This window comes from Geodermatophilaceae bacterium NBWT11, from assembly GCA_014218215.1.
Classification (GTDB): Bacteria; Actinomycetota; Actinomycetes; order Mycobacteriales; family Geodermatophilaceae; genus Klenkia.
Window position 1 is genome coordinate 3,985,103 of the sequence record CP043652.1, and the last position, 20,602, is coordinate 4,005,704.

At 74.9% G+C, this 20,602-nt stretch carries 20 protein-coding genes and 1 pseudogene; 16 read left to right on the forward strand and 5 right to left on the reverse strand.

Features of this window, described 5'->3' with window-relative positions; translation table 11 throughout:
- The 11 genes and pseudogenes from F1C76_19375 to F1C76_19425 all read left to right on the forward strand — a co-directional run bounded on the left by F1C76_19375 (window position 1) and on the right by F1C76_19425 (window position 10,461).
- A pseudogene (locus F1C76_19375) lies at window positions 1–81 on the forward strand (acetyl-CoA carboxylase biotin carboxyl carrier protein subunit).
- Window positions 81–1,436, forward strand: a complete 1,356-nt coding sequence (locus F1C76_19380) for a methyltransferase domain-containing protein (GenBank protein ID QNG39387.1) — start codon at window positions 81–83, stop codon at window positions 1,434–1,436. Before F1C76_19375 ends, F1C76_19380 begins: the two are co-directional and overlap by 1 nt.
- Window positions 1,437–1,527: 91 nt before the next feature.
- The gene (locus F1C76_19385) at window positions 1,528–3,123 is read left to right on the forward strand and encodes a hypothetical protein (protein ID QNG39388.1); all 1,596 of its coding nucleotides are present in this window, start codon (window positions 1,528–1,530) and stop codon (window positions 3,121–3,123) included.
- Entirely contained in the window at window positions 3,120–5,057 is a 1,938-nt protein-coding gene (acs, locus tag F1C76_19390) for an acetate--CoA ligase (GenBank protein QNG38436.1), read from the forward strand. Before F1C76_19385 ends, acs begins: the two co-directional genes overlap by 4 nt.
- A gap of 9 nt (window positions 5,058–5,066) precedes the next feature.
- Window positions 5,067–5,744 (forward strand): ribulose-phosphate 3-epimerase, encoded by a 678-nt coding sequence (gene rpe, locus F1C76_19395; GenBank protein QNG38437.1) that lies wholly within the window; start codon window positions 5,067–5,069, stop codon window positions 5,742–5,744.
- A gap of 95 nt (window positions 5,745–5,839) precedes the next feature.
- Window positions 5,840–6,871 carry a bifunctional diaminohydroxyphosphoribosylaminopyrimidine deaminase/5-amino-6-(5-phosphoribosylamino)uracil reductase RibD gene (gene ribD, locus F1C76_19400; protein ID QNG39389.1) on the forward strand — a complete coding sequence of 344 codons (1,032 nt, stop codon included), beginning with the start codon at window positions 5,840–5,842 and terminating at the stop codon, window positions 6,869–6,871.
- Between the two features lies 1 nt (window position 6,872).
- Window positions 6,873–7,481, forward strand: coding sequence for a riboflavin synthase (locus F1C76_19405; protein QNG38438.1), 609 nt, complete (start codon window positions 6,873–6,875; stop codon window positions 7,479–7,481).
- Complete coding sequence (locus F1C76_19410) at window positions 7,478–8,782, forward strand: bifunctional 3,4-dihydroxy-2-butanone-4-phosphate synthase/GTP cyclohydrolase II (protein ID QNG38439.1); 1,305 nt, start codon at window positions 7,478–7,480, stop codon at window positions 8,780–8,782. The genes F1C76_19405 and F1C76_19410 overlap by 4 nt, the downstream gene beginning before the upstream one ends.
- Window positions 8,779–9,291, forward strand: coding sequence for a 6,7-dimethyl-8-ribityllumazine synthase (locus F1C76_19415; GenBank protein QNG38440.1), 513 nt, complete (start codon window positions 8,779–8,781; stop codon window positions 9,289–9,291). The genes F1C76_19410 and F1C76_19415 overlap by 4 nt, the downstream gene beginning before the upstream one ends.
- Complete coding sequence (locus F1C76_19420; protein QNG38441.1) at window positions 9,288–9,572, forward strand: phosphoribosyl-ATP diphosphatase; 285 nt, start codon at window positions 9,288–9,290, stop codon at window positions 9,570–9,572. Before F1C76_19415 ends, F1C76_19420 begins: the two co-directional genes overlap by 4 nt.
- Window positions 9,573–9,597: 25 nt before the next feature.
- Window positions 9,598–10,461, forward strand: a complete 864-nt coding sequence (locus F1C76_19425; GenBank protein ID QNG38442.1) for an ATP phosphoribosyltransferase — start codon at window positions 9,598–9,600, stop codon at window positions 10,459–10,461.
- A 72-nt stretch (window positions 10,462–10,533) separates the two neighbouring features.
- Here F1C76_19425 and F1C76_19430 read toward each other — a convergent pair whose 3' ends face one another.
- Window positions 10,534–11,646 carry an MFS transporter gene (locus F1C76_19430; protein ID QNG39390.1) on the reverse strand — a complete coding sequence of 371 codons (1,113 nt, stop codon included), beginning with the start codon at window positions 11,644–11,646 and terminating at the stop codon, window positions 10,534–10,536.
- Window positions 11,647–11,907: 261 nt separating this feature from the next.
- Entirely contained in the window at window positions 11,908–12,897 is a 990-nt protein-coding gene (locus tag F1C76_19435) for a DUF2877 domain-containing protein (GenBank protein QNG38443.1), read from the reverse strand.
- Window positions 12,898–13,135: 238 nt separating this feature from the next.
- Between F1C76_19435 and F1C76_19440 the strand changes: the two genes are divergently transcribed.
- Window positions 13,136–15,043: a PucR family transcriptional regulator gene (locus tag F1C76_19440; GenBank protein ID QNG38444.1), complete on the forward strand. Its 1,908-nt coding sequence runs from the start codon at window positions 13,136–13,138 to the stop codon at window positions 15,041–15,043.
- Window positions 15,044–15,089: 46 nt separating this feature from the next.
- Complete coding sequence (locus tag F1C76_19445) at window positions 15,090–16,280, forward strand: amidohydrolase family protein (GenBank protein ID QNG39391.1); 1,191 nt, start codon at window positions 15,090–15,092, stop codon at window positions 16,278–16,280.
- Here the strand turns inward: F1C76_19445 and F1C76_19450 are convergent.
- Window positions 16,277–17,086 carry a DUF998 domain-containing protein gene (locus F1C76_19450; GenBank protein ID QNG39392.1) on the reverse strand — a complete coding sequence of 270 codons (810 nt, stop codon included), beginning with the start codon at window positions 17,084–17,086 and terminating at the stop codon, window positions 16,277–16,279. The two genes, F1C76_19445 and F1C76_19450, sit on opposite strands and share 4 nt — an antisense overlap.
- 79 nt (window positions 17,087–17,165) lie before the next feature.
- On the opposite strand from F1C76_19450, the gene F1C76_19455 reads away from it, so the two are divergent.
- The 3 genes from F1C76_19455 to F1C76_19465 all read left to right on the forward strand — a co-directional run bounded on the left by F1C76_19455 (window position 17,166) and on the right by F1C76_19465 (window position 19,209).
- Complete coding sequence (locus tag F1C76_19455; GenBank protein QNG38445.1) at window positions 17,166–17,558, forward strand: GntR family transcriptional regulator; 393 nt, start codon at window positions 17,166–17,168, stop codon at window positions 17,556–17,558.
- Window positions 17,555–17,887, forward strand: coding sequence for a YnfA family protein (locus F1C76_19460; protein QNG38446.1), 333 nt, complete (start codon window positions 17,555–17,557; stop codon window positions 17,885–17,887). Before F1C76_19455 ends, F1C76_19460 begins: the two co-directional genes overlap by 4 nt.
- A gap of 179 nt (window positions 17,888–18,066) precedes the next feature.
- The gene (locus F1C76_19465) at window positions 18,067–19,209 is read left to right on the forward strand and encodes an alcohol dehydrogenase catalytic domain-containing protein (protein QNG38447.1); all 1,143 of its coding nucleotides are present in this window, start codon (window positions 18,067–18,069) and stop codon (window positions 19,207–19,209) included.
- On the opposite strand, the gene F1C76_19470 is transcribed toward F1C76_19465, so the two are convergent.
- Both F1C76_19470 and F1C76_19475 read right to left on the reverse strand, forming a co-directional pair.
- The gene (locus F1C76_19470) at window positions 19,190–19,615 is read right to left on the reverse strand and encodes a hypothetical protein (protein QNG38448.1); all 426 of its coding nucleotides are present in this window, start codon (window positions 19,613–19,615) and stop codon (window positions 19,190–19,192) included. The genes F1C76_19465 and F1C76_19470 overlap by 20 nt on opposite strands.
- Window positions 19,612–20,568 (reverse strand): hypothetical protein, encoded by a 957-nt coding sequence (locus tag F1C76_19475; protein ID QNG38449.1) that lies wholly within the window; start codon window positions 20,566–20,568, stop codon window positions 19,612–19,614. The genes F1C76_19470 and F1C76_19475 overlap by 4 nt, the downstream gene beginning before the upstream one ends.
- Window positions 20,569–20,602 lie beyond the last annotated feature (34 nt).

Consider the following 20,602-nt stretch of genomic DNA (forward strand, 5'->3'; position numbering starts at 1 on the left):
GCCCCCGCAAGGGCACCGGCCGCGGCACCGGTCGGGGCGGCGGCAACCGCGGCACCGGCCGCCCGGCCGGCCCGCGCACCGTGCAGGCCCGTCCGGAGTCCCGCCGGGTCCGCCCGGTGCTGGACGGCGCGCGGCTGACCGCCTACGACGTGCTCGACGGCGTCTCCTCCCGGGCCGCCTACGCCAACCTGCTGCTGCCCCAGCTGCTGCGCGAGCGCCGGCTGGAGCCCCGCGACGCCGGGTTCGCCACCCAGCTCGCCTACGGCACGCTGCGCGCCACCGGCACCCTGGACGCCGTCCTCACCGGGTTGGTCAGCCGCCCGCTGGCCGAGCTCGACCCGCGGGTGCTCGACCTGCTGCGGCTCGGCGCCCACCAGCTGGTCGACCTGCGGGTGCCCTCGCACGCCGCGGTCGACACCACCGTGGCCCTCACCCGGGCCATCGTGGGCACCGGCGCCTCCGGGCTGGTCAACGCCGTGCTGCGCAAGGTCGCCGCCGGCGGCTCGCGCGAGGAGTGGATCACCGCCCTCGGGGTGACCGGGGACGAGCGGCTGGCGCTCCTGACCGACCACCCACTGTGGATCGTGCAGGCCTGGCGGGAGGCGCTGGGCGCCGATGCCGAGCTCGAGGCCGCCCTGCTGGCCGACGACGCCGCCCCCGAGGTGCACCTGGTCGCCCGGCACACCGACCGGGACGCCCTGGCCGCCGATTCCGGCGGGGACCCCGGCCCGTGGTCGCCGTACGCGGTCCGGCTGCACGGCGGCGACCCCGGGAAGCTCACCGCGGTGAAGGACGGCACGGCCGCGGTGCAGGACGAGGGCTCCCAGCTGGCCGCCCTCGCGCTGTCCCGCGCACCGCTGGAGGGCACCGACACCCGCTGGCTGGACCTGTGCGCCGGGCCGGGCGGGAAGGCGGCACTGCTGGCGGCCGTCCGGCCCGCGGGCGTCCACCTCACCGCGGCCGACCGGTCCGAGCACCGGGTCGAGCTGGTCCGTTCTGCGCTGGGCCAGGAGCCCGACGTCGAGCTGCTGGTCGCCGACGGCCGCGAGGGCCCGTGGGAGCCGGGCTCCTTCGACCGGGTGCTGCTGGACGCACCGTGCACCGGGCTGGGCGCGCTGCGCCGTCGTCCCGAGGTGCGCTGGCGGCGCACGGCCGAGGACGTCGCCCCGCTGGCCGAGCTGCAGCGCGAGCTGCTCGACGCCGCGCTGGCCGCCGTCCGGCCCGGGGGAGTGGTGGCCTACGTGACCTGCTCACCGCACACCGCGGAGACCGTGGACGTGGTGGCGACCGTCGCCGGGCGGGACGACGTCGAGCTGCTCCCGGTCGCCGGGTTGTTCCCCGAGGTGCCCGACGCCGCGCGAGGGGACGCCCTGCAGCTGTGGCCGCACCGGCACGGCACCGACGCGATGTTCGTCGCGCTGCTGCGCAGGACCTGAGGTGCCGGCCCTGCTGGAGCGCCGGGGCTGGCGGTGGCTGCGGGTCGAGCCGATCGCGCTCGTCGTCGCCACGCTGTTCGCGCTGCTGGCGATGACGCCGTCCTTGCTGCCCCGGAGCTGGTACTTCCAGGCCGTGGTCAGCGGGATCAGCGCGGCGATCGGCTACGGGCTGACCTGCCTGGTGCTCTGGGGGCTGCGCCGATGGGGCCGGTGGCAGGGCTGGTCGGCCTGGCTGGTCGAGCACACCCACCGCCGGGTGCGACTGGCCGGCTGGGTGGTGCTGATCGTCGCCGTCCCGGTGTCGCTGCTGGTGGTGCTGACCATCGCCTCGGACTGGCAGCGGGAGGTGCGGCTGCTGATCGGGATGCCGCCGGAGACCTCGGCCGGGTGGCTGCGCGCGGCCCCGGCCATCGTGGTCGTCGCCGTCCTCCTGGTGCTGCTGGCCCGCGGGGTGCGCTGGATCGCCCGGGTGACCACCCGCTTCCTGCGCCGCCGGGTGCGGGTACCCCAGCGGCCGGCGCAGGTCGTCGGCGTGCTGGTCGCCGCAGCACTGGTGGTCGGGCTGGTCGAGGGCGTGGTGCTGCGCTGGGCGCTCTCGGCGGCCGACGCCAGCTTCAGCGTGGCCAACGACGAGACCCCCGAGGGCCTCAGCGCACCGCAGCTCGAGGAGCGGTCGGGGTCGCCGGAGTCGCTGGCGCCGTGGGACACCCTGGGCTCCGAGGGGCAGAAGTTCGTCGCCGGTGGCCCGTCGCGCGCCCGGATCGCCGAGGCCGCCGGCATCGCCGAGGACGACGTGACGGTGCCGATCCGGGCCTACGTCGGGCTGGAGTCCGCCGACTCGCCCGAGGAGCGCGCCGACCTCGCCGTCGCCGAGCTGGAGCGCACCGGGGCCTTCGACCGTCGAGTGCTGGCCGTGGTCACCACCACCGGCACCGGCTGGGTGAACAGCGCCTCCCCGCAGGCCCTCGAGCTGGTCCACGGCGGCGACACCGCGACCGTGGCCACGCAGTACTCCTACCTGCCGAGCTGGCTGTCCTTCATCGTCGACCGCTCCCGGGCCGCCGCGGCCGGCCGCACGCTGTTCGACGCGGTGTACGACCGGGTGCAGCAGATCCCCGAGGCCGAGCGCCCGCAGCTGCTGGTCTACGGGGAGAGCCTCGGGTCGGCCGGGTCGGAGGCCGCCTTCGACGGCCTGGCCGACATCCGGGCCCGGGCCGACGGGGTGCTGTGGGTCGGGCCGCCCAACAGCAACGAACTGTGGTCGGCCTTCGTAGAGCGCCGCGACCCCGGCTCCCCGGAGGTCGACCCGGAGTACGCCGGTGGCCTCGCGGTGCGGTTCGGCTCCGACGTGGCCGAGCTCGAGCAGCCCGACGAGCCGTGGCTGGAGCCCCGGGTGGTGTACCTGATGCACGCCAGCGACCCGATCGTCTGGTGGTCGCCGGACCTGCTCTTCTCCCGGCCCGACTGGCTGGTCGAACCCCGCGGCGAGGGCGTGTCACCGGCGATGAGCTGGTACCCCGTCGTGACCTTCTGGCAGGTCACGGTGGACATGGCCAACGCCCAGTCACCGCCGGACGGCTACGGCCACAACTACGGGAGCATGATGCTGGACGCCTGGTTGCTGATCTCCGCCCCCGAGGGCTGGACCGACGCCGACACCGACCGCGCCCGCGAGGTCGTCGGATGACCGGCTACCCGCCGCCACCGGAGTTCGCTGCCCGGGCCAACGTGGGCCCCGACGCCCACACCCACGCCGAGGCCGACCCGTTCGCCTTCTGGGCCGAGCAGGCCGGCCGGCTGCAGTGGGACACCCCCTGGGACACCGTCTTCGACGACGGCGAGATGCCGACCGCGCGCTGGTTCACCGGGGGTCGGCTCAACGTGGCGGTCAACTGCGTCGACCGGCACGTCACCGCCGGCCGCGGGGACGACGTCGCGCTGCACTGGGTGGGGGAGCCCGGCGACGGTCGCACCGTCACCTGGACCCAGCTCCAGGACGACGTCTGCCGGTTGGCCAACGCGCTGACCGCTCTGGGCATCGAGGCCGGTGACCGGGTGGTGCTGTACCTGCCGGTGCTCGTGGAGACCGTCGTCGCGACGATGGCCTGCGCCCGGATCGGGGCCGTGGTCAGCCTGGTCTTCGGTGGCTTCTCCGCCGACGCGCTGCGCTTCCGGGTCGCCGACACCGGGGCGAAGCTGCTGATCGCCACCGACGGGCAGTTCCGCCGGGGCTCGGCCGTCGCGGTCAAGGCCACCGCGGACGAGGCCGTCGCCGGGCTGGACCACGTCGAGCACGTGCTCGTCGTCCGCCGCACCGGGGAGACCGACGTCCCCTGGACCCCGGGCCGGGACCTGTGGTGGCACGAGCTGCTGGCCGAGCAGTCCCCGGTGCACGAGCCGGCGTCCTTCGACGCCGAGCACCCGCTGTTCATCGTCTACACCTCGGGCACGACGGGCCGCCCCAAGGGGCTGGTGCACACCAGCGGCGGCTACCTGACCCAGGCCAGCTGGACCCACTGGGCGCTCTTCGACGCCAAGGAGGACGACGTCTACTGGTGCCAGGCCGACCTCGCCTGGGTCACCGCGCACACCTACGTGCTCTACGGACCGACGTCCAACGGCACCACCCAGGTCCTCTACGAGGGCAGCCCGCTCACCCCGCACCCCGGCCGGCACTTCGAGGTGATCGCCGGCCTCGGGGTGACCGTCTACTACACCGCGCCGACGCTGGTGCGCACGTTCATGAAGCACGGCCCCGAGCTGCCGGCCGGGTACGACCTGTCCTCGCTGCGGCTGCTCGGCTCGGTGGGCGAGGCGATCAACCCCGAGGCCTGGCGCTGGCTGCACGAGCACGTCGGTGGCGGCCGCTGCCCGATCGTGGACACCTGGTGGCAGTCCGAGACCGGGGCCGCGGTCATCGCCCCGCTGCCCGGGGTGACCGTGCTGGAGCCCGGGTCGGCCACCGTGCCGCTGCCCGGCCTGGCCGCCGCCGTGGTGGACGACGCCGGCCGCCCCACCCCGCCCGGGGTCGAGGGCAACCTGGTGATCACCCGGCCGTGGCCGGCGATGGCCCGCACCGTCTGGCGCGACCACGCCCGATTCGTGGCCTCCTACTGGGCGCCCTACGCCGAGCAGGGCTGGTACCTGGCCGGGGACTCCGCCTCGGTGGACGAGGCCGGCTACGTGTGGATCGGCGGCCGGATCGACGACGTGCTCAACGTGTCCGGGCACCGGCTGTCCTCCATCGAGCTGGAGTCGGCGCTGGTGTCCCACCCACGGGTCGCCGAGGCCGCCGTCGTCGGTGCCCCCGACGACGTCACCGGCCAGCGGATCGTGGCCTTCGTCATCACCCGGGACGACGCCGGCGCCGACGACACCGGGCTCACCGAGGAGCTGCGGGCGCACGTGGCCCGGCGAGTGGGCGCGATCGCCAAGCCGCGCGAGGTCGTCGTCGTCACCGACCTGCCCAAGACCCGGTCGGGGAAGATCATGCGGCGGTTGATGGCGGACATGACCGCCGGCCGCGGGGGCGGGGACACCACCTCGCTGACCGACCCGGGCTCGATGACCACGGTCGAGCGGGCCTGGGACGCGCACGCCGCTCTCCGGGACCGGACCTAGGATCGCCCGGTGCCCCGCCGCCCCCTGATCGCGCCCAGCCTGCTGTCCGCGGACTTCGCCCGGCTCGCCGAGGAGACCGCCCGGATCGCCGACGCCGACTGGGTGCACGTCGACGTCATGGACGCCCACTTCGTGCCCAACCTGACCCTGGGCGCCCCCGTCGTGGAGGCGATCCAGCGGGTGAGCCCGGTGCCGCTGGACTGCCACCTGATGATCACCGACCCCGAGCGGTGGGCCCCCGCCTACGCCGAGCTGGGTGCCCGCAACGTCACCGTGCACGCCGAGGCCTGCACCGGCGACCCCCGCGCCGTGGCCCGTGACCTGCGCGCCGCCGGCGCCCTGGCCGGGCTGGCGGTCAAGCCGGGCACCCCGCTGGAGCCCTACGTCGAGGTGCTGCGCGACTTCGACACCCTGCTGGTGATGAGCGTCGAGCCCGGCTTCGGCGGCCAGTCCTTCATCGCCGACGTGCTCAGCAAGGTGCGCGAGGCCCGCCGGCTCGTCGACACCGGCCACCTCGAGCTGCTCGTGGAGATCGACGGCGGTATCAACGCCGACACCATAGAGGCCGCCGCCGAGGCCGGTGTCGACGTCTTCGTGGCCGGCTCCGCGGTCTACGGCGCCGACGACCCCGCCGCAGCGATCGCCGCGCTGCGGGCGCAGGCCGCCCGCTCGTTCCCCGCGTCGTGACCGACCCGGTCACCGCCGAGCAGGCCGCCGCCGCGAGCCGGGCCGCCGCCGCCGCCGGCCGGGCCGGCTCGACCTCCGCCCGCGAGCTGACCGCCATGGCCCGCGCCCGGGCCCTGGCCTGGGGCGCGCTGGGCACCACCAGCCCCAACCCCGCGGTGGGCGCCGTCGTCCTGGACGCCGGCGGTGCCGTGGTGGGGGAGGGCGCGACCCGGCCCCCGGGCGGCCCGCACGCCGAGGTCGTCGCGCTCGCGCAGGCCGGCGACCGGGCCCGCGGCGGCACCGCCGTGGTCACCCTCGAGCCGTGCGCACACACCGGACGCACCGGCCCCTGCGCCGACGCGCTGCTGGCCGCCGGGGTCGCCCGCGTCGTGGTCGCCGTCCCGGAGCCGACGTCGCTGGCCGGCGGCGGGGTGCAGCGGCTGCGGGACGCCGGCGTCCAGGTCGTCGTCGGGGTCGAGCAGCAGCAGGCCGAGGACGGCGCCCTCGCCCCGTGGCTGGTCGGCGTCCGGGAGCACCGGCCCCAGGTGGTCTGGAAGACCGCCAGCACGCTGGACGGCCGGGTCGCGGCCGCCGACGGCACCAGCCGCTGGATCACCGGTCCGGTGGCCCGCGCCGCGGTGCACCGGCTGCGCGCGACCTGCGACGCCGTCCTCGTCGGGTCGGGCACGGTGCTCACCGACGACCCCCAGCTCACCGTCCGCGACGACGACGGGCACGACGTGGCGCACCAGCCGCTGCGGGTCGTGCTGGACCGCCGCGGCCGGGTGCCCGCCGGCGCCCGGGTGCGCGACGACGCCGCCCGCACCCACCTCAGCACCGCCACCGAGCCGGCCGCACTCCTCGCCGAGCTCTGGGACCTCGACGTCCGGCGGGTGCTGCTGGAGGGCGGCCCCACGCTCGCCGCGGCCTTCCTGCAGGCAGGGCTGGTCGACGAGCTCGTGCTGCACCTGGCACCGCAGCTGCTGGGCGCCGGGCCCTCCCTGGTCGGCGACCTGGGAATCACCACGATGGCCGCGGCGCTGCAGCTCGAGACCCTGGACGTCACCCCCCTCGGGAGGGACGTGCAGGTACGACTCCGGCCCACCCGGCACACTGGTGGACCGGACCAGACGGAAGAAGGCAGCTGACGTGTTCACCGGCATCGTCGAGGAGGTCGGCACCCTCGTCGTCCGCGACGACCAGGGCGACTCCGCACGACTCCAGGTCCGCGGGGCGAAGACCCTGCAGGGCGTCGCGCTCGGGGACTCCATCGCGGTCAACGGCGTCTGCCTGACCGTCACCGGGGTCACCGACGACGTGTGGTCCACCGACGTGATGGCCGAGACGCTCAAGCGCAGCAGCCTGGGCGCGCTCACCGACGGCGACCCGGTCAACCTCGAGCGTGCGGTCACCGCCGACACCCGGCTGGGCGGCCACATCGTGCAGGGCCACGTCGACGGCGTCGGCACGGTCGCGAGCGTCAGCCCCAGCGAGCACTGGACCGTCGTGCGCATCGCGCTGCCGGCCGACATCAGCCGCTACGTCGTCGAGAAGGGCTCGATCACCCTGGACGGAGTCTCCCTCACGGTGAGCGCGCTCTCTGCGGCCACCGACCCCGAGCCCTGGCTCGAGGTCTCCCTCATCCCCACCACCCTGCGCGAGACGACCCTCGGCACGCGCGCCCCGGGTGACCCGGTCAACCTGGAGGTGGACGTCATCGCCAAGTACGTCGAACGACTGTTGGGAGCCCGGGCATGACCGCTGTCGACACCGGTCGCAGCCACCTCGACTCGATCGAGGACGCGATCGCCGCGATCAAGAGCGGCAAGCCCGTCGTCGTCATCGACGACGAGGACCGGGAGAACGAGGGCGACCTGATCTTCGCCTCCGAGCTCGCCACCCCCGAGCTGGTGGCCTTCATGGTCCGCTACACCTCGGGCTACATCTGTGTCGCGGTCACCGAGGAGGACGCCGACCGGCTGGACCTCCCGCCGATGTTCCGGGTCAACCAGGACCGCCGCGGCACCGCCTACACGGTCACCGTCGACGCCCGCGAGGGCATCAGCACCGGCATCTCGGCCACCGACCGGGCGCACACCATCCGGCTGCTGGCCGGTGCCGAGACCTCCAGCGCCGACCTCTCCCGGCCTGGGCACATCGTGCCGCTGCGGGCCCGCGACGGCGGTGTGCTGCGGCGTCCCGGGCACACCGAGGCCGCCGTCGACCTGGCCGTGCTGGCCGGGCTGCGCCCCTCGGGCACCCTCTGCGAGGTCGTCAGCGAGAAGGACCCGATCGGGATGGCCCGCGGGGAGGAGCTGCGCGTCTTCGCCGACGAGCACGACCTCGTCATGTGCTCCATCGCCGACCTGATCGCCTACCGCAAGCGCTTCGACAAGCTGGTCGAGCGCGTCGCCGAGGCCCAGGTGCCGCTGGCCCCGGGCCTGTTCACCGCGGTCGGCTACTCCAGCTCCTACGACGACCGCGAGCACGTGGCCTTCGTCTACGGCGACATCAGCGACGGCGAGGACGTGCTGGTCCGGGTGCACTCCGAGTGCCTCACCGGCGACGTGTTCGGCTCGCTGCGCTGCGACTGCGGCCCCCAGCTGCAGGCCGCGCTGGCGGCCGTGGCCGAGGAGGGGCGCGGGATCGTGCTCTACATCCGCGGGCACGAGGGGCGCGGCATCGGCCTGCTGCACAAGCTGCAGGCCTACCAGCTGCAGGACGCCGGGGTGGACACCGTGGACGCCAACCTCGACCTGGGGTTGCCCGCCGACGCCCGCGACTACGGCACCGGGGCGCAGATCCTGGTCGACCTGGGCGTGCACTCGATGCGGCTGCTGACCAACAACCCGGCCAAGCGGGCTGGCCTGGAGGGCTACGGCCTGACCATCACCGGCCGGGTCGGGCTGCCCAGCCACGTCACCCCGGAGAACATCGGCTACCTGCGCACCAAGCGCGACCGGATGGGCCACCTGCTGGAGATCGTCGAGCCCGAGGACGACGTCCCGGTGCCCGTGGGCACGCACACCCCGATCCGCACCACGGAGCAGCAGCTGTGAGCGGCGCGGGTGCGCCCCAGCTGACGCCGGTGGACGCCGCCGGCCTGCGGCTGGGGATCGTGGCCACCACCTGGCACCTCGAGGTCACCGAGCAGCTGCTGGCCCGCGCGATCGCCTGCGCGCACGCCTCCGGCATCCCCGAGCCCACCGTGGTCCGGGCCCCCGGGGCCGTCGAGCTGCCGGTCGTCGCCCAGGCGCTGGCGGCCGACCACGACGCCGTCGTCGCGCTGGGGGTCGTTGTCCGCGGCGGCACCCCGCACTTCGAGTACGTCTGCGACGCCGTCACCGCCGGCCTGACCCGGGTGTCCCTGGACGCCGGTGTGCCGGTCGGCAACGGCGTGCTCACCGTGAACGACGACGACCAGGCCCGCGACCGCGCCGGTCTGCCCGACTCCGCCGAGGACAAGGGCTGGGAGGCCTGCTCGGCCGCCCTGCAGACCGCGCTCACCCTGCGCTCGATCCGCACCCCCCGCCGGGACACCGGCTTCGGCATCGGGTCCTCGTCGTGAGCGCGACCCCGGGCAGCGGGACGACGTTCGACGACCTGTTCGCCGCTCTCGCCGCCAAGGTCGAGGCCGGCGACCCGGACTCGGGCACCGTGCGCGCCGTGCGGTCCGGCGTGCACACGGTGGGCAAGAAGCTCGTCGAGGAGGCCGCCGAGAGCTGGATGGCCGCCGAGCACGAGAGCCCCGAGCGGGCCGCCGAGGAGCTGAGCCAGCTCCTGTACTGGGTGCAGGTCATGATGATCGCCCGGGGACTCACCCTGGACGACGTCTACTCCCACCTCTGATCCACCACCTCTAGGAGCTCCTGCAGTGCTGCGCGTCGCCGTCCCGAACAAGGGCGTCCTGTCCGAACCCGCAGCCGAGATGCTGTCCGAGAGCGGCTACCGCCAGCGCCGGAGCACCAAGGACCTCGCGGTCTACGACCCGGACAGCGACACCGAGTTCTTCTACCTGCGCCCGCGGGACATCGCCGTCTACGTCGCCGCCGGCACGCTGGACGTCGGGATCACCGGCCGGGACATGCTGCTGGAGACCACCCCGGCCGACACCGACTCACCCGCGGTCGAGGTCATGCCGCTGGGCTTCGGCCGGTCCTCCTTCCGGTTCGCCAGCCCGCTGGACGCCGGGATCGAGAGCATCGACGCGCTCGCTGGCAAGCGGATCGCCACGGCCTACCCGGTGGTGCTCGAGCGGTTCCTGGCCGAGTCCGGCATCGACGCCGCGGTGGTCAAGCTCGACGGTGCGGTCGAGACCGCCTGCCGGCTAGGTGTCGCGGACGCGGTCTGCGACGTCGTCGAGACCGGGACGACGCTGCGTCAGGCCGGCCTGCACGTCATCGGCGACCCGGTGCTCACCAGCGAGGCGATCCTGGTACGCCGGGCCGGTGCGGAGGAGAACCCGGCCGTGGCCCAGCTGCAGCGCCGGCTCAAGGGCGTCCTGGTCGCCCGGCAGTACGTGATGCTCGACTACGACTGCCCCGACGACCTGCTGGAGCGGGCCACCGCGATCACCCCCGGGCTCGAGGGCCCCACCGTGAGCCGGCTGCAGACCCCGGGTTGGTCCGCCGTCCGGGCGATGGTGCCCCAGGGCGACACCAACCGGTTGATGGACGAGCTCTGGGACCTCGGCGCCCGCGCCATCCTGGTGACCTCGATCCACGCCTGCCGCATCTGACCCCACCACCTGCAACAAGCGCCCTTCTCGTCAGGACTCCTGACGAGAAGGGCGCTTCTCGTTCGTGCCGGGTCAGCTGACGCGGAGCCGGTGGACGCCGACGGCGAGCAGGACGGCGATGCCGCCGACGACGGCCACGGCGGCGGGGATGCCCGACAGCGCGCCGGACAGCGCGATCACCAGCAGCGGGCAGAGGAACTCACCCAGGAAGAGCGCGGCGGTGAAGCGGCCGGTGCCACGGCCCCGCTCGGCGAATGACAGCCGGGAGACCACCCAGGTCAGCAGGCTGGGCAGCATCAGCCCGGTGCCCGCACTGGCGACGACTGCGCCGAGCACCGCGACCGGGACGACGGGCGCCAGGCCCATGACGAGCAGGCCGAGACCGGCCAGACCGAACGCGACCGGCAGCAGGAAGCCGGGTCCGCGGTGCACGACCCGGGAGAAGGACGCGGCACCGGCCGCGGTGGCCAGCGAGGCCAGGGCGGCCAGTCCGCCGATCGTGGCCGTGGCGGTGACGCCGAGGGCGTCCAGCACGAAGGAGAGCTCGACGATCGGGGTGTAGAAGACCACGCCACCGACGAGGGTCACGCCCAGCGGCAGCAGCATCGAGCGCCAGGGGAGCGGCGGCAGGGCGGCGTCGGCGGCGGTGCGCACCGGGGCGGTGGGGGTCCACAGCCGCCAGGCGGCCAGCGCGGCGAGCGGCAGGCCGACCAGGTACAGCCAGAACGGGGTGCGCCAGTCGTTGCTGCCCAGCGCCCCGCCCAGGCCGAAGAACACGGTGGCGGCCAGCGTGGTGACGATGGTCTGCAGGCCGAAGAGCTTGGCCCGGCGTGCACCGGCGGAGTAGTCGGCGATCAGCGTGGTGCAGCAGGTCATGATCGCGGCCTCGGTGATGCCGACGCCGACCCGGGTGGCCAGGATTGCCGGCAGCGAGTCCAGCAGCACCGGCGCGGTGCCGACGAGGGCGTAGACGGCGAGCGCGCCGACCAGCAGCCGCTTGCGGCCCACCGCGTCCACCAGCCGCCCGGCGAACGGGGCGAGCAGTGCGATCAGCAGGGCCGGGGCGGTGAGCACCAAGGGCGCCAGCGCGTCGACCCCGGGGGTGTCGGCGAAGGCCCGCTGCAGGGTGGGCAGCACCGGGGACAGCAGCACCGCGCCCAGGATGGGCATGCAGCTGGCCGCCATGAGCAGGGCGATCTCGGTGCGCCCCGCCGGGCGGCCGGTCGCCGGGTGCAGGGCACCGGTGGCGGCCGGTACGGCGATGGCCGCGGCCCCCGGGACGGGGGCGTCGATGGTCTCGGACACGGGCTGGCTCCAGGTGTCGGGTGCCGGTCGTCGGTGACGGGCATCACTGGAGCAGGAGTGTGCAGAGCAGGGGGTCGGGGCGGAAATAGATCCGCCGACCCGTGGCATCACCGCCGTGGATGACCACGGCGGTGCCGGACCTCAGCGGACCCGGGTGGTCCGTTCGGCCAGGTCGATCGCGGTGCACAGGCCCAGCGCCATGGCCCGGCCACTGGTCGACCCGGTGGTCAGCAGCGTGGCGATCGCGGGCTCCAGCGCGCCGTGCCCGACCAGCCCACGGACGACGGCGGCGAACTCCCCGCTGACCCGTCCGGCGGCGGCGTGCTTGAGCAGCGCCCGGGACAGCTCGGTGGTGCGGCCGGCGGCGAGTGCGTGCACGCCGGCCCCGAAGCGCTCGGCGGCGGGGTGCCCCAGCAGGACCAGACCGGCGACGGTGCCGGCGAGGACGTCGTCGCCCGCGGGGGTCAGGCCCGGGCCGAGACCCACGAGCCGGGTCGCGGTGCGCAGCGCGGCGTCCAGGTCGGCCCGGCGGACAGCGCCGCGCAGCGCGGCCAGCGGCCCGCTGGGCCCCCCGGGCAGGCCGGGGAGGGTGAAGGAGCTGTGCGGGCCGTCGCCGTAGAGGGTGGTGCGCAGCGTGCGGACGCCCTCGGGGAGCAGGGACGGCGTGGCACCGGGCAGCTTCGGGCGGGGGTCCCACCAGGCGGCCGCGGACACGGTCAGGTCGCCCACGGTGAGCCGGCCGGCGCCCACGGTCGCCGGCGCCCCGGACGGGACCGACACCAGGGGACGGCCGTTGGAGGGCCGGGAGAGCACCAGGCCCAGCGGCAGCCGGGCGGCGTCGGAGGTCAGCACGCCCACGACGTCGGTGCCCTGCGGGGTGGTCACCGACAGGTAGACCGCAGCCGGGACGCTGAGCAGCACCCGGGCCTGGCGGACCGGACCGCGCAGCAGCTCGGCGACGCCGGTGCTGGCGGCGGCCGGGACGGTGGGTCCGGGACCGCGGGCCGGCCGGCCCGTGCGGGCGGTGGCCTGGGCCGAGTCGTGCGGGAGCGCGAAGGTGGGCACCCCCACCCGCGCTGCCCGGCCGGGCCGCGTCGGGGGTGACTGGGCGACGGTGTCGGCGGTGCGCATGCAGGACCCTCCGTGGGTGACCGGCGGCCGGGGGCACGGCCTACCATCCGGGCACGGTGACGCCGCCCGGGTCTCGAACCTATGCGGCGCGTCGAGCGCCTCTGTATGGCGGAAGTCGCCAAGAATGGTTCGGGTGGACCGGGCAGCTCTGACAGGATCACCCCTGATCGGGGCAGGTGTGGCGACATGGGGGAGACGACCAGTGACAGAACGTGAGTCCTGGGTGACGCCATCATCGATGGGTCATCGGACGGCTCCGCTGAGTGAGGTGCGGGAGCGGCTGGAGCCGGTGCTCTCCCGGGTCGCACCCGGTGAGCGGACCGCCTTGGAGGACAGCATGGGGCTGTCGGTCACCCAGCTCCTCGCGCTCACCGACGGCACCCTCGTCGCCGGTTCCTCCGGGGCCGGCCGGGTGGTCCGTCAGGTCGTCGTCGACGACCCCGCCGACCCGCTGGCCGGCGCCGGACCGGACGTGCTGGTCGTCCTCGGTGCCCGGCTGCCCCCGGCCGACCCGGCCCAGTGCCGGGCGCTGATCGAGCGGCTGCAGGCCCTCGGCACCGCCGCGCTGGCCTACCGGGACGCGGACGGACCCCCGGCGGTGCCCGCCGAGGTGCGTGCCGAGGCCGACCGGCGCGGGTTCCCCGTGGTCGCGCTGCCCCGGGCGTCCCGGCTGGACCTCGTCGTCGCCGAGGTCTTCGGCGCGATCGTGAGCAAGCAGGCCCAGGCGCTGGACCTGGCCAACCGGATGCACAACCAGTTCATCGACGTCGCGCTCACCGGTGGCGGGCTGACCGAGGTCACCACCCAGGCCGCGTCCTTCCTCGACGGTGCCGCGGTGCTCGGACTGGGGCCGGACCGCGAGATCGTCACCAGCGCCGGCCCCGCCGAGGACGTCGTCGAGGTCCGGGACTGGCTGTGGCTGCTCGACGCGGCCGCCGACGACGCGTTCGCCGACCTCGCGCCGTCCCGGCGGTTGTCGGAGAACCGGGCCGACCAGGCCATCGTCACCCCGGCCGACGTGCTCGCCGACGCCGACCTCTCCCCGGCCGACGGCATCCTGCTCGTCCCGGGCCACCACGAGCTGCCCGGCGGGGTGGGTGAGTACGCGGTCGCCCCGATCATGGCCGGGGACCAGCGGCACGGCTGGCTGGTCGCGGTCAACCGGCGCGGACCGATGCTGGTCGGGGCCGGGGCGGTGTTGGAGCGCGGCGCGGTCATCGCGGCGCTGTCGGAGATCCGGCACCAGGCCGTGCACTCGGTCGAGCTGCGCTTCCAGGGCGACCTGGTGCGCCGCCTGGTCAGCGGCACCGTCGGGCACACCGAGCGGACGCTGGCCTACACCCGGTCCTTCGGCTGGCGGCTGGACGGCCCGGTCGTCGTCCTGGTCACCGCCACCGAGACCGTCGCCGACGCCTCCGCCGACCCCACCCGCGCCCTGGACGTGCTGGACCGGCTGGCCGACGGCTGGCGGTCGGCGATCGACGGCGAGGTCGCCGGGGCCGCCGTCGCGGGTCTGGCCACCGAGATCGTGACCGTGCTGCCGCTGGACGGCCGTACCGCCGACGAGCTCACCGCCCTGGTCTCGGCCGTGACCGGCCGGGTCAACGCCCGGCTGCGCCGGGTCGGCCGGGTGCTGGCCACCGGGATCGGCCGCCCCGCCGCCTCGCTGTCGGGGCTGGGCGACGCCCACCAGCAGGCCCAGCGGGCCCTGCAGGTCGGCCAGGAGATCCACGGCGAGGCCACCGCGACGCACTTCGACCAGCTCGGGGTGTTCCGGCTGCTGTCGCTGATCCCGGACAGCAACGAGCTGCGGTCCTACGTCGACGAGGTGCTCGGCCCGCTGGCCGACGCCTCCGACGCCGACTCCGCCGACCTTCGGGACACGCTGCGGGTGCTGCTGGAGACCAACCTCAACGTCGCGGAGTCCGCCCGTCGGCTGCACTTCCACTACAACACCATGCGGTACCGGATCGGGAAGCTGGAACGGATGCTCGGCCCGTTCACCTCCGACCCGACCCTGCGGCTGAACCTGCTGCTGGCGCTGCACGCGGCCCGGATGCGCGGGCTGGACCAGTCGCACCGGCCGCCGGTGGAGGTCGGCCCGCTCGTGCTCGACGACGGCCTGGAGGCCCTGACGCAGTTCTGAAACTCGGGTGCGGTGGGATGCCCCCGTGCTGAACCCGGACCTCGTCGTGACCGCCGCCCGCCTCCGAGACGGGCGGGTGGTCGACGTCCACACCGCCGGGGGGCGGGTCACCGCCCTTGCCCCGGCCGGGGAGCTGCCGCCCCCGACCGGCGTCCCGGTGGTGGACGCCGCCGGCGGACTGGTGACCGAGCCGTTCGTGGACGGTCACCTGCACCTGGACAAGGTGCGCACGCTGCCCTGGATCGGGGACGCCGCCCTGCAGGCCTACACCGCCGGCGGGATGGCGGAGTCCGCGGCCAGCATCGACCTGGCCAGCGCGGTCAAGGACCGGTACTCCGTCGAGGCGCTGCTGCCCGGGGTCCGCGAGGCCCTGGAGCTCGGGGTCACCCACGGGGTGCTGCACGTCCAGGCCTTCGCCGACGTCGACACCGCCGCCGGTCTGGCCGGGGTGCAGGCCGTGCTCACCGCCCGCGAGGAGTTCCGCGACCGGGTCGACGTCTCGGTGGTGGCCTTCCCGCAGGACGGGCTGCTGCGCGACCCCGGCGCCGCCGAGCTGGTCGAGCAGGCCATGGCACTGGGGGCCGACGTGGTCGGCGGCATCCCCTGGATCGAGGACGGCGAGGACGACCAGGCCGCGCACGTCGAGTGGGCGTGCGCGCTGGCCGCCCGGCTGGGCACCCGGGTGGCGATGCTCACCGACGACGCCCCCGACCCCTCCTACGCGACCACGACGATGCTGGCCCACGCGATGGACCGGCACGGCCTGCGCGGGCGGGGGGTGGCCTGCCACGCCCGGGCGATCGGGCACTACGACACCGCCCGGCAGGACGCGTTCCTGGCACTGGCCCGCGAGGTCGGGTTGGGCCTGGTGAGCGACCCGCACACCGGGTCGGTGGCGCTGCCGGTGGAGCGGGCGCTGGCCGCCGGGGTGGCCGTGGGTCTCGGCCAGGACGACATCGAGGACGCCTACTACCCGTTCGGCCGGCACAACCTGCTGGAGGTGGCGTTCCTGGCCGCGCACCTGTTGGACATGCGCTCGGCCCCGCAGCTGGAGACCCTCGTCGACCTGGTGACGACGTCGGCGGCCCGGGTGCTGGGCCTGACCGACCACGGGCTGCGGGTGGGCGGTCCGGCCGACCTGCTGGTGCACGACGCCGAGCGGACCGTGGACCTGCTGGCCCGGCACGCCGCGCCGCGGGCGGTCGTCCGCGGCGGGCGGGTGCTCCTCGGGGGCTAGCGCTGGCGGGGGGTGCGCCAGGCGCGGTCCTCGTCGAAGTCGTCGTCCTCGTCGGTGTCCTCGGCCGTGGCGGCCACCCGGTCCTGCTCCTTCTTGCGGGCGAGGGCCTCCAGCGCCTCGTCCCGCTCGCGGGCCCGGTCGAAGGCCTCGGCCCGCTCCAGCTCGCGGCGCTGCCGGCGGGTGAGCGTGCCGTCGTCCCCGTCGGGGGTGGCGACCCGCCAGTCGTCCTGCTGGCGCCACAGGAGCACGGCCGTGACCGCCAGTGCGACCGGCAGCACGTAGGCGGCCAGCCGCTCGGTGCCGCCCTCGCCGAGCAGCTGGTGCACCCCGGTGCCGAAGAAGACCGTGCCGATGACGCCGACCAGGCCGAGCAGGGCGACGGCCGTGCCGACGGGCTCCGAACGCGGCCGGATGCCGTAGGCCAGCGCGATGAGCCCCAGGCCACCCACGAGCAGGTACAGGATCGCGCCGACGGTGTGCAGGGTGCCGCCGGTGTCGGAGGGGAACAGCCCGACCAGCAGCGTGCCGACCCCGGCCGCCGAGAGCAGCACGGTGGCCAGCCGGCCGCCCAGCCCGATGAGGGCCGGGAGCAGCAGCACGGCGCCGAGGACGATCAGCACGGCCTGGGCGATGAAGGAGGCGTTCATCAGCGCAGCGCCGGGGGAGGCCTCGGTGCCCAGGTCGCTGATCACCTGGTCGACCCGGCTGTACCCGGGGAAGCGGCTGACCGCGACGGTCTCCAGCACGAAGAACTGCAGCGTGAGCAGCCAGGCCAGGCAGCCGACCAGGTAGCGGGTGCGGCTCACCGAGGTCGTGGGGGCGGGGGTCGGTGCCGGGCTGTCGCTCACGAGGAGCCATGGTCCCAGGGCGCGGCACACTGTGCGCATGGCCGCCCACCCCGCTCCCGACCTGGCAGCGCAGCTGACCGTGGACGTCGGCAACGGCACCCCGCCCTACGAGCAGGTCCGCGCCCAGGTGGCCGACCTCGTGCACGCCGGGCGGCTCGTCGAGGGGGACAAGCTGCCCCCGGTGCGGGCGCTGGCCGCCGACCTGGGGATCGCCGCGGGCACGGTGGCCCGGGCCTACGCCGAGCTGGAGACCGACGGCCTGGTCGAGGGCCGTGGGCGGGCCGGCACGGTGGTCACCGGGGTGGACGGCGACCCGGCGCGGGCCCGGCTCCGCGCCGCAGCCAACCGGCTGGTCACCGCGGCCCGGGCGGACGACCTGGACGACGCCACGGTGCTCGCCGTCGTGCACGACGCGCTGACCGCCCGGTGACCGTCCGCTCGATCGCGCTGTTCGTCCTGGCGGCGGTGCTGGAGATCGGCGGCGCCTGGCTGGTCTGGCAGGGCGTGCGCGAGCACCGCGGCTGGCTCTGGATCGGGGCCGGGGTCATCGCCCTCGGGCTGTACGGGCTGGCTGCCGCGCAGCAGCCGGACGCCGCCTTCGGTCGGGTGCTGGCCGCCTACGGCGGGGTGTTCATCGTGGGCTCGCTGCTGTGGGCGGCGGTGGCCGACGGGTTCCGGCCCGACCGCTGGGACGTCACCGGCGCGCTGGTCTGCCTGGTCGGGGTGGGCCTGATCATGTACGCGCCCCGCTCGGGCTGACCGGCCGGTTGCGACTCCCGGCAGTCCCACCGCTGCCGGACGGTTGAGCCCCCGGGCGCCCCGGGCATGTCGGTTGTGCACGACATGCGTCCGGCGGCATGCCACCCCTGGGGGTGGCGAGGCGGTCGAGACCAGGGCCCCCCTCCCGGACGCACCCACCGATCTCCCGGAGGACCCCCATGCGCGCACTCGTCTACAACGGCCCCCACGACGTCTCGGTCCAGGAGGTGCCCGACGCGAAGGTCGAGCAGCCCACCGACGCCGTCATCCGCATCACCGCGACCAACATCTGCGGCTCGGACCTGCACATGTACGAGGGCCGCACCGACCTGGAGACCGGCATGGTCATCGGGCACGAGAACCTCGGCGAGGTGATCGAGGTCGGGGCCGGCGTGACCAAGCTCAGCGTCGGCGACCGCGTCGTCCTGCCGTTCAACATCGGCTGCGGGTTCTGCGAGAACTGCGAGCAGGGCCGCACCGGCTTCTGCCTCACCGTCAACCCGGGCGTCGCCGGCGGCGCCTACGGGTTCGCCGGCATGGGCGGCTACAGCGGCGGCCAGGCCGAGTACCTGCGGGTGCCCTTCGCCGACTTCAACGCCCTCCAGCTCCCCGAGGACAGCGTGGAGAAGGAGAACGACTACGTCATGCTCGCCGACATCTTCCCCACCGGCTGGCACGGCACCCGGCTCGCGAAGGTCGCTCCCGGCGACTCGGTCACCGTCTACGGCGGTGGCCCGGTCGGCCTGATGGCCGGCTACTCGGCGGTGCTCCAGGGCGCCAGCGAGGTCTACGTGATCGACCACCTGGCCGAGCGCCTCGCGCTGGCCGAGGAGTTCGGTGCGATCGGGATCAACTCGAGCACGGGCGACCCGATCGAGCAGATCAAGGACGCCACCCAGGGCCGCGGCACCGACCGTGGCGTCGAGGCGATCGGCTACCAGGCGCACGACAGCCAGGGCGTCGAGCAGCCCAACATGACGATGAACGGCCTGGTCGAGGTCGTGAAGGCCACCGGCACCATCGGCGTGGTCGGGCTGTTCCTGCCCGAGGACCCGGGTGCCTCCGACGAGCTCGCCAAGAAGGGCCAGCTGGCCTTCGACTACGGCAAGTTCTGGTTCAAGGGCCAGACGGTCGGCAACGGCCAGGCCAACGTGAAGAACTACAACCGCGCGCTGGCCCGGCTCATCCACCAGGGCAAGGCCCAGCCCTCGAAGCTGGTCAGCCACAACCTGGGTCTGGACGAGGCGCCCGAGGCGTACCGGCACTTCGACGCCCGCGACCAGGGCTGGACGAAGGTCGTCCTCAACCCCACGAAGGGCTGAGCGCGCGTACCGCCTGCCACTGGGGCGGTGAGAGCCACGACGGGTTGCTGCCCGCCGGCATCCGGACCACCTCGGCGGTCCGGGCGACCGGGTCGGTGAGCAGCGCCTCGCGGGGCACCGGCGTCGCCAGGCGGCGCCACCGCACGACCACGACGGGACCGTCGTCGGAGCCCTCCACGGGCCCGGCGACGGTCCCGGTCGCGTGCACGCCGGGGTCGACCCGGCCGCTGCACCACAGCAGGACGGGCTGGCCCGGCTCCACCAGGTCCAGCCGGTAGGAGGGCCGCACACAGCGGGCCAGCTCCACCTCACCGCCCGGCGCCCAGCCCTCGGCCATCAGGTCGGGGAGCCGGGCGGACTTCAGCACCCAGCAGGCGATGTCGGCGGCGGTCAGCCGCGGCGTCACAGGCCCAGCGACTCGAGCCTGTCGGCGTACCTCGCCACCGCCCGCTCGGCCACGCCCGGCTGCGCGGCGTACAGCGCGAGCTGGGCGTCGGCGATCTCGGCCCACGGCACGTCCCGGCCGGCCAGCGACCAGCCCGGGCGCGCGGCCGTGGGATCGAGGTCCAGGGCGGTGAGGACGGCGGCGTCCAGCGGCGACAGGCTCGAGCCGAGCATCTGGTGCTCGGGGACGGCGGGTTCCCCGGCCCAGTCCAGCGTGTCGAGCACCCCCGCGCCGACCGCGTGCAGCGTGGCGTTGGCCGGGTGGTTCACCGTCCACATCGCCTCGGCGCCCCCGGCCACGACCGCGTCGGTCGTGTCCACGTCGAGGTCGGCGTTGCGCCGGCGCAGCTCGGCCTGGGAGCGGGCGGCCAGGTCCCGCACGCCGTCCCCGGTGGCCTCGTGGGACTCGATCCGGGCGACCGCCTGCTCGGTGGACCAGCCGCGGACGGCGGCGTCGAGCAGCCGCAGGTCGTGGTAGTCGGTCAGCGGGGCGTCCACCCGGGCGCCGGCCTCGTCGTGGGCGTGCACCTGCCAGGGGAACAGGCCCTCGTAGTACGTCGTCGGCACCCGGACGACGCGGGCCCCGGCCGGCAGCAGTGCGACCAGCTGCTCGCTGCCGCAGCCGGGCACCCGGTACTCGTCCTTCACCGGCTGGGTGACCAGCACCCCGGCCACGCCCATCAGCGCGTGCAGCCGGCCCACCTCGGCCTCGTCCATCTCGAACACCGGGGGCAGCCGGACGAACTCCACCCCGTGCCCGGCGCCGGCCGGGGCGACCATCCGGCGGATCGACTCGGCCTGGCAGTTGCCCCAGACGAACCCGACGCTGCCCGGCTCGACGGTGTCCGGGTCCAGCTCGGACCAGCGGCGCAGGTGCTCGGGGACCGACGGTGCCTCGACCTCGTGTGTCGTCACCGACCCAGCATGAGGGTCCGGACGTGACATCGCC

Bases quoted from the DNA above. Each gene is read 5' to 3' on its own strand.
- F1C76_19385 (QNG39388.1), top strand. From the start codon at position 1,528: ATGACGCCGTCCTTGCTGCCCCGGAGCTGGTACTTCCAGGCCGTGGTC.
- acs (QNG38436.1), top strand. From the start codon at position 3,120: ATGACCGGCTACCCGCCGCCACCGGAGTTCGCTGCCCGGGCCAACGTG.
- ribD (QNG39389.1), top strand. From the start codon at position 5,840: ATGGCCCGCGCCCGGGCCCTGGCCTGGGGCGCGCTGGGCACCACCAGC.
- F1C76_19410 (QNG38439.1), top strand. From the start codon at position 7,478: ATGACCGCTGTCGACACCGGTCGCAGCCACCTCGACTCGATCGAGGAC.
- F1C76_19430 (QNG39390.1), bottom strand. From the start codon at position 11,646: ATGGCGGCCAGCTGCATGCCCATCCTGGGCGCGGTGCTGCTGTCCCCG.
- F1C76_19435 (QNG38443.1), bottom strand. From the start codon at position 12,897: ATGCGCACCGCCGACACCGTCGCCCAGTCACCCCCGACGCGGCCCGGC.
- F1C76_19440 (QNG38444.1), top strand. From the start codon at position 13,136: ATGGGTCATCGGACGGCTCCGCTGAGTGAGGTGCGGGAGCGGCTGGAG.
- F1C76_19455 (QNG38445.1), top strand. From the start codon at position 17,166: ATGGCCGCCCACCCCGCTCCCGACCTGGCAGCGCAGCTGACCGTGGAC.
- F1C76_19465 (QNG38447.1), top strand. From the start codon at position 18,067: ATGCGCGCACTCGTCTACAACGGCCCCCACGACGTCTCGGTCCAGGAG.